Origin of the sequence: Polynucleobacter sp. MWH-CaK5, assembly GCF_018687615.1 — a bacterium.
GTDB lineage: Bacteria > Pseudomonadota > Gammaproteobacteria > Burkholderiales > Burkholderiaceae > Polynucleobacter.
The window spans coordinates 251720-263874 of the sequence record NZ_CP061299.1; the positions used below are offsets into that span (position 1 = coordinate 251720).

Sequence of the window (12155 nt, forward strand, 5' to 3'; positions counted from 1 at the left end):
TGAACGAAAAAGATAATAAAAAGACAACATAAGAACTAACAGAAAAGATTAAAATACTGACCTAAGATGCCAAAAACCTCTAAGACTGCCAGCCAACTACAGCTCAATGATCAAGGCGAGCTCACTCATTTGTTGACCTTAGAAGGTTTATCTAAAGAACATATTCTTCATATCCTCGATACGGCTCAACAGTTTGTGGCTGTGAGCGATTCAGATCGAGAAGTTAAAAAAGTTCCATTGCTGCGCGGTAAGAATGTTTTCAATCTTTTCTTCGAGAACTCCACTCGCACCAGAACCACTTTTGAAATCGCGGCCAAACGTTTATCGGCTGATGTTGTTAACTTAGATATTCAAACCTCATCAACGGCCAAGGGTGAGACCTTGCTCGACACCATTGATAATTTGGTGGCGATGCAAGCTGATATTTTTGTGGTGCGTCATAAAACCACGGGTGCTGCTGTTGAGGTTGCTCAACATTTACCACCGCATGTGCATGTGATCAATGCGGGTGATGGTACCAATCAGCATCCAACGCAAGGTCTACTGGATATGTACACCATGCGTCACTTCAAGCAAGATTTCACAAAGATCAAAGTGGCCATCATTGGTGACATTGTTCATAGTCGTGTGGCCAAATCAAATATTCATGCATTGACCACTTTGGGTTGCCCAGAGATCAGAGCGATTGGCCCTGAGAGTTTGTTGCCTAAAGACCTGAACATGATGGGCGTCAAAATCTACAACAACATCGAAGAAGGTTTAAAAGGTGTGGATGTGGTGATGACACTTCGTATCCAAAAAGAGCGCATGGAAGCTGGTCAAGTACCAGAAGGCGATGAGTTCTTTAAGCAATGGGGTTTGACCAAAGAAAGACTTCAATTAGCTAAGCCCGATGCCATCGTGATGCATCCAGGCCCCATGAACCGTGAAGTGGAAATCGCCAGTGATGTGGCTGATGGTCCGCAAGCAGTGATCCTCAAACAGGTCACTTTTGGTATTGCGGTGCGCATGGCCGTGATGTCAATCGTCGCTGGCAACTAAAACTCCTGTAATTAATCAGTTCTTTGACCATTTTCCGTTCACTCTAGAGCTATTATTTATAAAAATACGCCATTCAAGAAGCTTTATATACAGCCTGCCGCAGGAGATGCTGGAGGGGCTATTGGCGCGGCTTATACTGTTTGGCATAGATTGGGTGGTAAGCGAAGCTTCTTGATGAATCACTCCTATTGGGGACCACATTTTACTGCTGATCATTTGAAAAAATTGCTATTCAATTACACAAATCAGTTAACGGAGCAAGGATGCAAAGTCATCCAGTTTTTAGATGAGGAGAAGCTTTGTCAAAAGACAGCGGAAGCAATTTCAGAAGGTAAGGTTGTAGGTTGGTTTCAGGGGCGAATGGAGTGGGGTCCACGCGCTTTAGGTAATCGTTCTATTCTTGGCGATCCTCGTCGTGCTGATATGAAAGAAGTCCTTAACATTAAAATCAAACGCCGTGAATCGTTTCGTCCTTTTGCGCCATCTATTCTTTCCGAGGCTGTTGCTGATTGGTTTGAGCAGTACGATGATGTACCTTTCATGATGCAAGTATATCCAGTCCGTAAGGATAAATATCATTTTATACCTGCAGTCACACATGTGGATGGAACTGGGAGATTGCAAACTGTAAATTCCGATACAAATCCACGTTATCATCGATTAATAAGTACGTTTGGTAAGTTAACTGGCGTACCTATTTTGCTTAATACGTCTTTTAATGAGAACGAACCGGTTGTTTGTTGTCCTGAAGAAGCGATTGATTGCTTCCTTAGAACGAAAATGGATTTATTAGTTCTTGGAGATTCGATTATTTATCGAACTTAACCTGTTGAGTTTTTTTGGAATCTACAACTAAATTTTCATAAAAAAATATTAAGGAAGTCGATATGCGATGCTAGTCAAGCATTTCTGATGCTGTAAATAATGTCAACAAATATAAAAATCTCAATCATTACTGCTACTTATAATTGTGTAAATACATTGACTGACTGTTTTTCCGCAGTTTCTCGACAAGATTATTCAAATTATGAACATATAGTGGTTGATGGCGCAAGTACTGATGGTACAGTTGATTTGATTCATCAGAACATTCATCAAATCAAAGTTTTTACAAGTGCACCAGATAAAGGTATTTATGATGCCTTGAATAAGGGGCTAGCCCTGGCTAGTGGTGATGTTATTGGTTTTTTACATGCAGATGATTTATTTGCGAGTGATAACGTGTTATCAAAAATTGCAGCTGTTTTTGATGACCCATCAGTGTGTGCGGTATATGGTGATTTGCAGTATGTGAGTAAGAAAAATATATCTAATCTAATACGTTGCTGGAGGTCTAGCACATTTGATAAAAGTGATTTAGTTTGGGGTTGGATGCCGCCCCATCCAACACTATATGTTCGGCGTGAGTGGTATCAATATATAGGTGCCTTTGATATCAAATACCAAATTTCTGGGGATTATGTAAGTATTTTGAGGCTTTTTAGCCAGCCTGATTTTAAGTCTGTTTATGTGCCAATGGTTTTTGTTTTGATGCGTACGGGTGGGAAAAGTAATAGATCAGTTCGGGTAATCTTAAAAAAATCTATGGAAGATTGGCGGGCACTGCGTGCTTTTGGTTTTGGTATCTTTGGTGCTGTTTGTGCACTTTTATGGAAAAATATCAGAAAAGTCGAGCAGTTATGGTAAATGAATTTTAAATTTCACTTGTACTTAAAAGATATTGTAGATTTATAAATCTAACAATTTTTCTTTAAGTGCCATTACTTGGTTTTTGCTGGTTGAATTGATAGGCGTCATATTCATTATATTTTCTTTGTTGAGGCTATTTTGATAACGCTCAGAACTTGAAATATTAAATGCCAGTCTCGCACATTGCTGAATCACTCGATGTCTCAGCATGCGCCTTGGCATCTGTTGCCACGATGGGTGATCGGTTCTGACTTCTTCGAAGTATTCCTTGATTACAATAGGTAGGATTCGATCATTTCTATAGATGGTGCACTCCATCCATGAAGGAATGCCATCGATTAGTTCTGTGGAGTCTCTCAAACTCATCCCCGCATATTGAGGATGATGGTTGATAAGCTTGGACCAGCCATCAATGGTGATGAATGTTTGATAGCTCTGATCAGGTCCCTGAAGTAAAGAAATCTCATCCGATAGGGGATCTAACTGGTACTTATTGGCTAGTCTCAAAAGTTGTACCTGAGGATAAAGTGGTAGACCTAGGTGTTGATCTAACCAGAGTTGGATTTCTTCTGGATCAAGAGCCATTGTTTGGCAAAGGGTATTAATGGATTGTTGAAGTGCTTTCATGAGAGCTCCTTAATCACTAAGCGACGACTGTTCTGGATAGGTACTTGGTATTGATGGACTAAATCAGGATGTTCTTCAGAGAGTCTTTTGGCATCTAGCCTTAGTGAAGGTTTAGGTGCTTTCCAAGTGGCCAAGGTTTGACCATGGTAGGTCAGCACTTCCGCATCCTGCATCTGTCCCATGATGCTTTGCTTGATTTGGCTGATTTGTGCTTCATGGTGTTCTACTTGTTCATTAAGAGATTTGAGCTTCTTAATCAGTTCACAAGTCTGGGCAGAAGCCTCAACCGACTTACCCACCTTGGACTTGCCGAACAGCGTCTTATAGTCAGACTCAGAATTGGCTGGAGGAGGGATGTCTTTTAAAACATGGTTCTCCCAGAATGACTTGGCTCTTTCCAGAACCATCTGTTCTAGCTCTAGGTCTCGACTGATCTCATAGATCCTAAAGTCGGCATTACCAAATAGAACTGCTAGATCAGTTCGATCTATATTGGTGAGCATCATGTACCAAACACATTGCACTAAATAAGAGAGTGGTACTTGATCACTACCTGCTTCTCCCCACTCTGATTGAGTAAAAGGATTCGCTGTCTTACATTCCAGAATACGTGAGGCCATGAGGCGACCATCTTCAGCAATCAAGGGTAAATCACTAGACATAACAAACCGATCAATATGCCCATGCATATAGTCATACTCAGGATGAATCACCGCCGCATCATGAGTCGCCAAAGATAAACCAGTCGCTAGAGCATATTCATAAGCGACAAAGGATTCCGCAAATAGACCAAATCGAAGCGGTAAAGAATCCCTAACTGCAATCTCTTTACCAGTCTTCTCCATCCAAACATCCACAGCGCTGCGGTACTTCGATAAACCCAATACCGCGCCGACATCAGACCCACCTAGACTTTTAGCTCGCAACAGGGCAAAATCTTGATTATTAAGCATTTTTTATCCTCATATATAAAACAAAGTATTAAATATTGATAACTTTGATCTCATTATAAGGTACTTTTATCTTGATTACAAGTGGTCAAATTAAAGCGGCTCGCGCATTAGTTGATTGGACAGCTAGAGAATTGGCTACAAAAGCGGAAATAGGTTTTTCAACATTGATTCGTCTAGAGTCTGCTAATGGTGTGCCGGCTGGAAACATCAAAACTATTGATGCTGTAAAAAAAGCTTTAGAGGATGCAGGTATTGAGTTCATCGGCACTCCGGAAAATGGTGCTGGAGTTAGGTGGCGTAGCTAGGTGCTTAAAAGAACTATATGTCAATAAAGAAAAAAAGCGGACCCAAAACAATTGCTGGTAAAGCAGTATCTTCGAAGAATTCAACTAAGCACGGATTAACCACGCAAACACCATCATCGGTGAAAGAAAAAGAAATCGTTAGTGCTTATATTCAAGAATTAACTATCTACTACAAACCGGAATCTCCGCTAGAAAAAATACAAATTGAGCGTATAGCTATTTGTAAAGCAAAATTAGATCGGCTTTATGAAGTAGAGGGCTTGCAGTTAGATTTAGTTGTGGAAAAATTTATCCAAGACCCAGGTCAAATATTGGATCAAATCCCTATGGCTAGAGGTGCGACTAGAGGTATGGTCAAGGAATTGATTCAGTATGGTGAAATTACTTTACCCTGCAAATTAAAAATTAAAGATCTGGAGATCATTTGTGAGGAGATTATTCATCACAGAAAAAATGTTCTTAAGGAACCTGATTTAGAAGTCTATTGGCCGAATCTAACAAGGTTCTTAAAGTCATATAAACCCATTTATCTTTCAGACGCCAATAGCAACCTTCTTGAAAAATTAGCATTAATTTCTGAGGGGATCGAACATTCTTTGGGTCATCAAGATAAATATTTTGAGCGATATCAGGACCTCATTGAAATTGCTCTCAGATTAAAAGAGCAATCGGAGTCTGAATCTGAGGATGATTCTTTAAATGATGACCTTGAACTTGAAAAGTTAATTGAAGAAAAAAATGCGGTTCGAGAAGCTCAAAGACAGAAACGATACCCAAATAACAAAGAGCCAGAATTGGTGATTCCCCAAGAGCCGCTCATTGATCAAGAAAAGTTAACTCAGCAATTAAAATCATTTGCAAATTTATTAAGAATTCACAATTTGAGCCTAGAGGTTTATGAACAATATCAATCAATGAAAGAGTTGATGGTTCAAGGTGTTATTCTCCCCCAGAGAGAGTCGGACTTGTTCATGCGTTATCAAACAACGTTGGATCGCAGACTTTCCACGGCAATCGGTGAATTACTACATTTGCAAACAAAAAGAAATTCATCGTGAGTGATTCAAAAACACTGATTTTGCGAAACGAACTTCTTAAGTTATTGATTTTATTAAGTCCGGTTAATCGCCACTGCGTATTAGATCTAAATTCACAGCAGCTAATCAATAATGTTCGTCAAGGTATTGACCCATGATTTTGGTGACAGGTGGCGCAGGTTTTATTGGTGGGAATTTTGTCTTGGATTGGTTGGCTAATCCAAGTGCGGAGGGCATCGTTAATCTAGATAAATTGACCTATGCAGGCAATCTTGCCACTCTTCAATCTATATCCTCTGATTCGCGCCATGTGTTTATTCAGGGTGATATTGGCGATTATGAGTTGGTTCTCTCTTTATTAAGGAAGCATCAGATTCGTGCGGTAGTGAATTTTGCAGCAGAGTCACATGTTGATTGCTCAATAGACAGTCCTGTTAATTTTATTCAAACAAATGTTATAGGAACTTTTCATTTGCTAGAAGCCGTTAGAGCTTATTGGTCGGATTTACCACAGCGGCACCAAAAAAATTTCCGATTCTTGCATGCCTCTACTGATGAAGTTTATGGATCTTTGATGTCTGACGAAGCCCCATTTTTAGAGATAACGTCGTATAAACCTAATAATCCTTATTCAGCCTCAAAAGCTGCGTCGGATCATTTTGTGAGAGCGTGGCACCATACTTACAATTTACCAGTGATAACCACTAATTGCTCTAATAACTATGGACCATATCAGCATACAGAAAAACTCATTCCTTGCATGATTCAGAATGCGCTAACTGGACATGCATTGCCTATTTATGGTGATGGGCAACAGATTCGTGATTGGTTGCATGTGAAGGATCATTGCGTGGCCCTTCGTCAAATATTGGAAAGTGGTGTGGTGGGGCAGACATACAATATTGGCAGCAGGAATGAGAGGAAAAATCTGGAAATTGTGCGTATGATTTGTGCCTACCTAGATGAGCTTAAACCCAAGGTAAGTGGTGAAAGTTATGCATCTCAAATTTCTTTTATCAAAGATCGCCCTGGACATGATCAACGTTATGCAATAGACCCTAAAAAGTTAGAGGGTCAGTTGGGTTGGAAACCTACTCAAGATTTTGAGGAAAGTTTAAAGTCCACGGTGCAGTGGTATTTGGATCATCAGGAATGGGTTATTGAAGTTTGCAACTCTACTATTAAAAATAGTCCAAAGAGTTTTGCCAAATCTTTAGGCCAGTAAATATTCAAATATGGTCGATAACTTATATCAAGTCTCTGATAAAGCTAAACCAGTATTGGTATTCGGTCGTAATGGTCAAGTTGGGAGGGCGTTGCAAAGATGCTTCTCCAATCTTGATGTACCTGTTGTTTTTTTGGGGCGTGCAGAATGTGATTTGGCTAATGAAGATGAGATTATTAAGACATTAAATCTGTATCAACCTCAGGTCATCATTAATGCAGCAGCTTATACAGGGGTTGATAACGCTGAAAGCGAGCGCGAGCTCGCTTTTGCCATTAATGCGAAGGGGCCAGCAGTCATGGCGCATTACATGGTTAATGTGGCTCATGGTATTTTGGTGCATTACTCTACCGACTATGTCTTTGCTGATACAAAACAAACATCCTACTTAGAAACCGATATTGCAGGGCCTTTAGACCAGCTGAGTGTTTATGGCCAAAGTAAATTAGCGGGTGAAGAAGCCATTAAAAAAACTTTTAATTTGGCACATGATTCTGGAGATGGTAAATATCAAGAAAATTTTTCTAGATATTTCATTTTACGAACATCTTGGGTTTATGGTGATGGTGAGAATTTTATTCAGAAGATATTGCGCTTAGCTGGTGAGCAAACTCAACTCAAAATTGTGAATGATCAAATTGGAGTGTCTACCTCTGCTCAATGGTTAGCAGAAATGAGTGTGAAAATGATTGATTCAAATATTGAGTCTGGCATTTATCATGTGGTACCTGATGGTGAAACTTCTTGGTATGAATTGGCAAGATTCGTAATTGAGACAGCTTCGAGGTCTAGTGAGGGCATTGATATTAAGTTAACAAATATCTTGCCTGTAGCCACCGTAGATTATTCAATGCTGGCCAAGCGACCTCACAACTCTCGGTTAAATAATGTTAAATTCAAAAAAGCATTATCAAAGATAGCTTTTGTCGAACAATATCCTCAGTGGCAAGAACAGGTAAAGGCCTACGTTAAAGAAAGTGTTACCACCCCTCCACGAGCTGGTGAAGTTGATGGGATTTATGTATGCCAATAACTGTGATATCTACCAAAATACCTGATGTATTGATCATTGAGCCTAAAGTTTATGATGATGATCGTGGTTGGTTTTATGAATCATTTAATGAAAAAGAATTTTCAGCCGCTGTTGGATGCAACATAACTTTTGTTCAAGATAATCACTCATCTTCCAAGAAGGGTGTTTTGCGGGGTCTTCATTACCAAACTCAACAAACGCAGGCTAAGTTGGTGCGTGTCTGCCGTGGAATTGTTTTTTCTGTGGCGGTAGACTTACGCAACTCATCGCCAACATTTGGCCAATGGGTTGGGGTAGAGCTTTCAGATGAAAATAAAAAACAACTTTGGATACCAGAAGGCTTTGCCCATGGTTTCTTAGCGCTCTCTGATGAAGTAGAGTTCTTGTATAAGACGACTGATCACTGGCATCCCTCTAGTGAGCAATGCATTGTCTGGAATGATCCAACCTTGGATATTCAGTGGCCTCAGATTGGGATGGAGCTAATTTTGAATGCTAAGGATCAGCAAGGACTTTCTTGGAGTCAGGCTCCTAAATTCGATTAGGCTGAAAGCTTAATTTATATCGGTATTTGGCTTAAATCCTTTAATATTTCATATAAAATTTGGGGATGTCTAGTAATATCAAACCAGTTATTCTGTGCGGGGGTTCAGGTACTCGTTTGTGGCCACTTTCTCGCGAATCTTTCCCTAAGCAATTTGTTCCCTTAATTGGTGGTCAAAGTCTTTTGGGTTTAACCGTAGGGCGTGTCAAAAAGCTGGGTTTTCCTGTTTGCATTACAAACGAAGAGCATCGTTTCTTTGTTCAAGACTTATTAACTTCATCGCTTAATGGTGCTACCGATGCTGGCGCTAATGTTCTTTTGGAGCCAGCGGGTCGTAATACTGCTGCTGCCATGGCAAGCGCTGCTTTAATGCCAGGTATTGCTAGTTCAGATTTGTTGCTTTTTTTGCCATCAGATCATTTTGTGCCAGATGTTGATGCATTTATTTCAACGATGCAGTCCGGAGTTGATGCTGCTCGTTCCGGTTATATCGTTACCTTTGGTGTTCAGCCAACCTTCCCAAGCACGGCTTATGGCTACATTCAGCAGGGCAGCTGCATCAAAGACTTAAGTGCTAGCCCTAGTGCTAGTGCAGCTTATGCTGTGGAGCGTTTTGTGGAAAAGCCTCAGCTTGATAAAGCACAGGAGATGTTGTTGTCTGGCAATTATCTTTGGAATGCAGGTATTTTCTTGTGTCAGGCATCTACTTTGCTTGACGCCCTCTCTAAGCATGCACCAGATATTTTGCAGTCTTGTCAAGCAGCAATGCAGGTTGCCAAAGTTGATGGCTCTTTTGTCCGACCTAACAAAGAAGCTTTTTTAGCTTGTCGCTCAGAGTCTATTGACTATGCAGTGATGGAGTATTTTGACAAAGTCGCGGTTATTCCATTTAATGGCGCCTGGAGTGATGTGGGCAGTTGGAATGCTGTTGCTAACCTATCCCCAGCAGATGAAGCGGGCAATCGTATCAATGGTCAAGGTTTGGCAGTGCAATCAACCAACACCTATATCAATGCACCTCATCGACCTGTGGTGGCATTAGGCACATCGGATTTGGTGATTGTGGATACGCCCGATGCAGTTTTGGTGGCTTCCGCTGACAAGGTGGAGCAGGTGAAAGAAGTGGTGGCTCAGCTTAAAAAAGACGGTGCTTCACAAGCGGTGATGCATCGTCGCGTTGCTCGTCCTTGGGGTTGGTACGACTCTATTGATATGGGGGAGCGTTTTCAGGTGAAACGTATTGCTGTTAAACCAGGCGCCAGCTTGAGTTTACAAATGCATCATCATCGTGCTGAGCATTGGATAGTGGTCAAGGGTACGGCCAAGGTGACTAATGGCGAAGATGTTTTCTTACTAGAAGAAAATCAGTCGACTTATATTCCGATTGGGGCTAAGCACCGTTTAGAAAATCCAGGTAAAACAGACCTAGAGATGATTGAGGTTCAATCGGGGGGGTATCTGGGAGAGGATGACATAGTTCGCTTTGAAGATACCTACGGCCGTAGTTAAGAATTGGATTAAAGAAAATATAGATATGACAAACAACAAACAACAAAAAGTAGCTTTGATCACAGGTGTGACCGGCCAAGATGGTTCTTATTTGGCAGAGTTTCTATTGGAGAAAGGTTATGTTGTTCACGGCATTAAGCGCCGAGCATCTTTATTTAATACCGATCGAGTGGATCATCTCTATCAAGACCCTCATATCGATCATCGCAACTTTGTATTGCACTATGGTGATTTGTCTGATTCTTCCAATTTGACGCGCATCATTCAGCAGACTCAGCCTGATGAAATCTATAACTTGGGTGCGCAAAGTCACGTAGCAGTGTCTTTTGAATCACCAGAGTACACAGCTGATGTAGATGGTATGGGAACGCTTCGCATCTTAGAAGCCATTCGTATTTTGGGCCTAGAGAAGAAGACGCGTTTTTATCAAGCATCGACCTCTGAGTTATATGGTTTAGTTCAGGAAATTCCTCAAAAAGAAACTACGCCGTTTTATCCACGATCTCCTTATGCGGTAGCAAAGCTCTATGCTTATTGGATCACGGTCAATTACCGTGAGGCTTATGGCATGTATGCATGTAATGGTATTTTGTTTAATCATGAGAGTCCCCGTCGTGGTGAGACTTTTGTGACTCGAAAAATCACTCGTGGTTTGGCGAATATTGCCCAAGGTTTAGAGCAATGTTTGTACATGGGCAATATGGATGCGCTTCGTGACTGGGGTCATGCGAAAGATTATGTGCGTATGCAGTGGATGATGTTACAACAAGATCAACCTGAAGATTTTGTGATTGCCACGGGTATTCAATATTCTGTCCGAGAGTTTATTGCCAAGAGCGCAGCTCAGTTTGGGGTCACTCTTAAATTTGAAGGGCAAGGTATTGATGAAAAGGCAGTGGTATCCGCAATTTCTGGTAACGATGCACCAGCTTTGAAAGTGGGTGATGTGATTGTCAAAGTTGATCCGCGCTATTTCCGTCCTGCCGAAGTAGAAACACTGTTAGGTAATCCTGCTAAGGCTAAGCAAAAACTAGGTTGGGTGCCAGAGATTACTTTGGATGAGATGGTTCAAGAAATGGTGGCGCATGATTTGGAGCAAGCAAAGCAGCATGCACTACTAAAAGATCACGGCTATGCTGTTCATGTGGGTAAAGAGAATTAATCATGACTAGCTGATGAACCAGACTAATAAAAATTATGAGTATCAATAAAAACACTAAAATTTATGTGGCTGGCCATCGAGGCATGGTGGGCTCAGCCATTGTTCGTCAATTGCAGGCGAAAGGCTTCAATAATTTGGTGATGCGAACTCATGCAGAGTTGGATTTGACCAATCAACAAGCTGTTGCCGATTTCTTTCAAAAGGAAAAACCTGAGCAGGTTTATTTGGCGGCAGCAAAAGTGGGTGGTATTCATGCTAATAATACTTACCCAGCGGAATTCATTTATCAGAATCTAATGATGGAAGCTAATGTGGTTCATCAAGCTTTTCTGGCAGGCGTTAAGAAACTACTCTTTTTGGGTTCAAGTTGTATCTATCCAAAGATGGCACCACAGCCAATGGCTGAAGAAGCCCTGTTAACTGGCAAGTTGGAAGCGACTAATGAGCCTTATGCGATTGCTAAGATTGCAGGCATTAAATTATGCGAGAGTTATAACCGACAATATGGTCAATCACATGAGATTGATTACAGATCCGTGATGCCAACCAACTTATATGGGCCAGGTGACAATTATCATCCTGAAAATAGTCATGTGATTCCCGCTTTGATTAGACGTTTTCATGAGGCTAAAGAAAGTAATATGCCAGAAGTTGTCATTTGGGGTACGGGTACTCCGAGGCGCGAATTCTTGTATGTGGATGATATGGCTACTGCTTCTGTATACGTGATGGAATTAGATAAAGCCACTTATGATTTGCATACTGAGCCGATGCAAAGTCACATCAATGTTGGTGTTGGGTCAGATGTGATGATTAAAGAGTTAGCTGAGACTATTGGTAAAGCTATTGGTTATCGAGGAAAACTTTTCTTTGATTCAAGTAAACCAGATGGCACTCCTAGGAAGTTGATGAACAGCGCTAAAATTAAGGGAATGGGTTGGCGAGCTGAGGTTGATTTGTATGATGGTTTAGTTATTGCTTATCAAGATTTTTTACTTCAACAGACATAAAGTCTTATGCTCACAATTGG

At 40.9% G+C, this 12155-nt stretch carries 13 protein-coding genes; 11 read left to right on the plus strand and 2 right to left on the minus strand.

Features of this window, described 5'->3' with window-relative positions; genetic code table 11:
- Window positions 1-66: 66 nt before the first annotated feature.
- The 3 genes from GQ367_RS01310 (at window position 67) to GQ367_RS01325 (ending at window position 2727) form a co-directional block, all read left to right on the plus strand.
- Complete coding sequence (locus GQ367_RS01310; RefSeq protein ID WP_215290810.1) at window positions 67-1041, plus strand: aspartate carbamoyltransferase catalytic subunit; 975 nt, start codon at window positions 67-69, stop codon at window positions 1039-1041.
- Between the two features lie 174 nt (window positions 1042-1215).
- On the plus strand, window positions 1216-1866 hold the full coding sequence (locus GQ367_RS01320) for a carbamoyltransferase C-terminal domain-containing protein (protein ID WP_215290812.1): 651 nt from the start codon (window positions 1216-1218) through the stop codon (window positions 1864-1866).
- A gap of 99 nt (window positions 1867-1965) precedes the next feature.
- Window positions 1966-2727, plus strand: coding sequence for a glycosyltransferase family 2 protein (locus GQ367_RS01325; protein WP_215290813.1), 762 nt, complete (start codon window positions 1966-1968; stop codon window positions 2725-2727).
- 42 nt (window positions 2728-2769) lie between these two features.
- On the opposite strand, the gene GQ367_RS01330 is transcribed toward GQ367_RS01325, so the two are convergent.
- Both GQ367_RS01330 and GQ367_RS01335 read right to left on the minus strand, forming a co-directional pair.
- Complete coding sequence (locus GQ367_RS01330) at window positions 2770-3357, minus strand: recombinase RecT (RefSeq protein WP_215290815.1); 588 nt, start codon at window positions 3355-3357, stop codon at window positions 2770-2772.
- Window positions 3354-4310 (minus strand): YqaJ viral recombinase family protein, encoded by a 957-nt coding sequence (locus GQ367_RS01335; protein WP_215290817.1) that lies wholly within the window; start codon window positions 4308-4310, stop codon window positions 3354-3356. The genes GQ367_RS01330 and GQ367_RS01335 overlap by 4 nt, the downstream gene beginning before the upstream one ends.
- 71 nt (window positions 4311-4381) lie before the next feature.
- Here GQ367_RS01335 and GQ367_RS01340 point away from each other — a divergent pair, with 71 nt between their 5' ends.
- The 8 genes from GQ367_RS01340 (at window position 4382) to GQ367_RS01375 (ending at window position 12135) form a co-directional block, all read left to right on the plus strand.
- The gene (locus GQ367_RS01340) at window positions 4382-4615 is read left to right on the plus strand and encodes a helix-turn-helix transcriptional regulator (RefSeq protein ID WP_215290819.1); all 234 of its coding nucleotides are present in this window, start codon (window positions 4382-4384) and stop codon (window positions 4613-4615) included.
- Between the two features lie 17 nt (window positions 4616-4632).
- On the plus strand, window positions 4633-5673 hold the full coding sequence (locus GQ367_RS01345; protein ID WP_215290821.1) for a hypothetical protein: 1041 nt from the start codon (window positions 4633-4635) through the stop codon (window positions 5671-5673).
- 133 nt (window positions 5674-5806) lie between these two features.
- Entirely contained in the window at window positions 5807-6877 is a 1071-nt protein-coding gene (gene rfbB, locus GQ367_RS01350) for a dTDP-glucose 4,6-dehydratase (protein WP_215290823.1), read from the plus strand.
- Between the two features lie 10 nt (window positions 6878-6887).
- The gene (gene rfbD / locus GQ367_RS01355; RefSeq protein ID WP_215290832.1) at window positions 6888-7910 is read left to right on the plus strand and encodes a dTDP-4-dehydrorhamnose reductase; all 1023 of its coding nucleotides are present in this window, start codon (window positions 6888-6890) and stop codon (window positions 7908-7910) included.
- Window positions 7901-8455, plus strand: a complete 555-nt coding sequence (rfbC, locus tag GQ367_RS01360) for a dTDP-4-dehydrorhamnose 3,5-epimerase (protein ID WP_215290834.1) — start codon at window positions 7901-7903, stop codon at window positions 8453-8455. Before rfbD ends, rfbC begins: the two co-directional genes overlap by 10 nt.
- A 65-nt stretch (window positions 8456-8520) precedes the next feature.
- Window positions 8521-9963 (plus strand): mannose-1-phosphate guanylyltransferase/mannose-6-phosphate isomerase, encoded by a 1443-nt coding sequence (locus GQ367_RS01365; protein ID WP_215290836.1) that lies wholly within the window; start codon window positions 8521-8523, stop codon window positions 9961-9963.
- Window positions 9964-9988: 25 nt separating this feature from the next.
- Window positions 9989-11125: a GDP-mannose 4,6-dehydratase gene (gene gmd / locus GQ367_RS01370; RefSeq protein ID WP_215290837.1), complete on the plus strand. Its 1137-nt coding sequence runs from the start codon at window positions 9989-9991 to the stop codon at window positions 11123-11125.
- Window positions 11126-11160: 35 nt separating this feature from the next.
- Window positions 11161-12135, plus strand: coding sequence for a GDP-L-fucose synthase (locus GQ367_RS01375; protein WP_215290839.1), 975 nt, complete (start codon window positions 11161-11163; stop codon window positions 12133-12135).
- The last annotated feature ends 20 nt before the right edge of the window (window positions 12136-12155 follow it).

Bases quoted from the DNA above. Each gene is read 5' to 3' on its own strand.
- GQ367_RS01310 (WP_215290810.1), top strand. From the start codon at position 67: ATGCCAAAAACCTCTAAGACTGCCAGCCAACTACAGCTCAATGATCAA.
- GQ367_RS01320 (WP_215290812.1), top strand. From the start codon at position 1,216: ATGAATCACTCCTATTGGGGACCACATTTTACTGCTGATCATTTGAAA.
- GQ367_RS01325 (WP_215290813.1), top strand. From the start codon at position 1,966: ATGTCAACAAATATAAAAATCTCAATCATTACTGCTACTTATAATTGT.
- GQ367_RS01330 (WP_215290815.1), bottom strand. From the start codon at position 3,357: ATGAAAGCACTTCAACAATCCATTAATACCCTTTGCCAAACAATGGCT.
- GQ367_RS01335 (WP_215290817.1), bottom strand. From the start codon at position 4,310: ATGCTTAATAATCAAGATTTTGCCCTGTTGCGAGCTAAAAGTCTAGGT.
- GQ367_RS01345 (WP_215290821.1), top strand. From the start codon at position 4,633: ATGTCAATAAAGAAAAAAAGCGGACCCAAAACAATTGCTGGTAAAGCA.
- rfbB (WP_215290823.1), top strand. From the start codon at position 5,807: ATGATTTTGGTGACAGGTGGCGCAGGTTTTATTGGTGGGAATTTTGTC.
- rfbD (WP_215290832.1), top strand. From the start codon at position 6,888: ATGGTCGATAACTTATATCAAGTCTCTGATAAAGCTAAACCAGTATTG.
- rfbC (WP_215290834.1), top strand. From the start codon at position 7,901: ATGCCAATAACTGTGATATCTACCAAAATACCTGATGTATTGATCATT.
- GQ367_RS01365 (WP_215290836.1), top strand. From the start codon at position 8,521: ATGTCTAGTAATATCAAACCAGTTATTCTGTGCGGGGGTTCAGGTACT.
- gmd (WP_215290837.1), top strand. From the start codon at position 9,989: ATGACAAACAACAAACAACAAAAAGTAGCTTTGATCACAGGTGTGACC.
- GQ367_RS01375 (WP_215290839.1), top strand. From the start codon at position 11,161: ATGAGTATCAATAAAAACACTAAAATTTATGTGGCTGGCCATCGAGGC.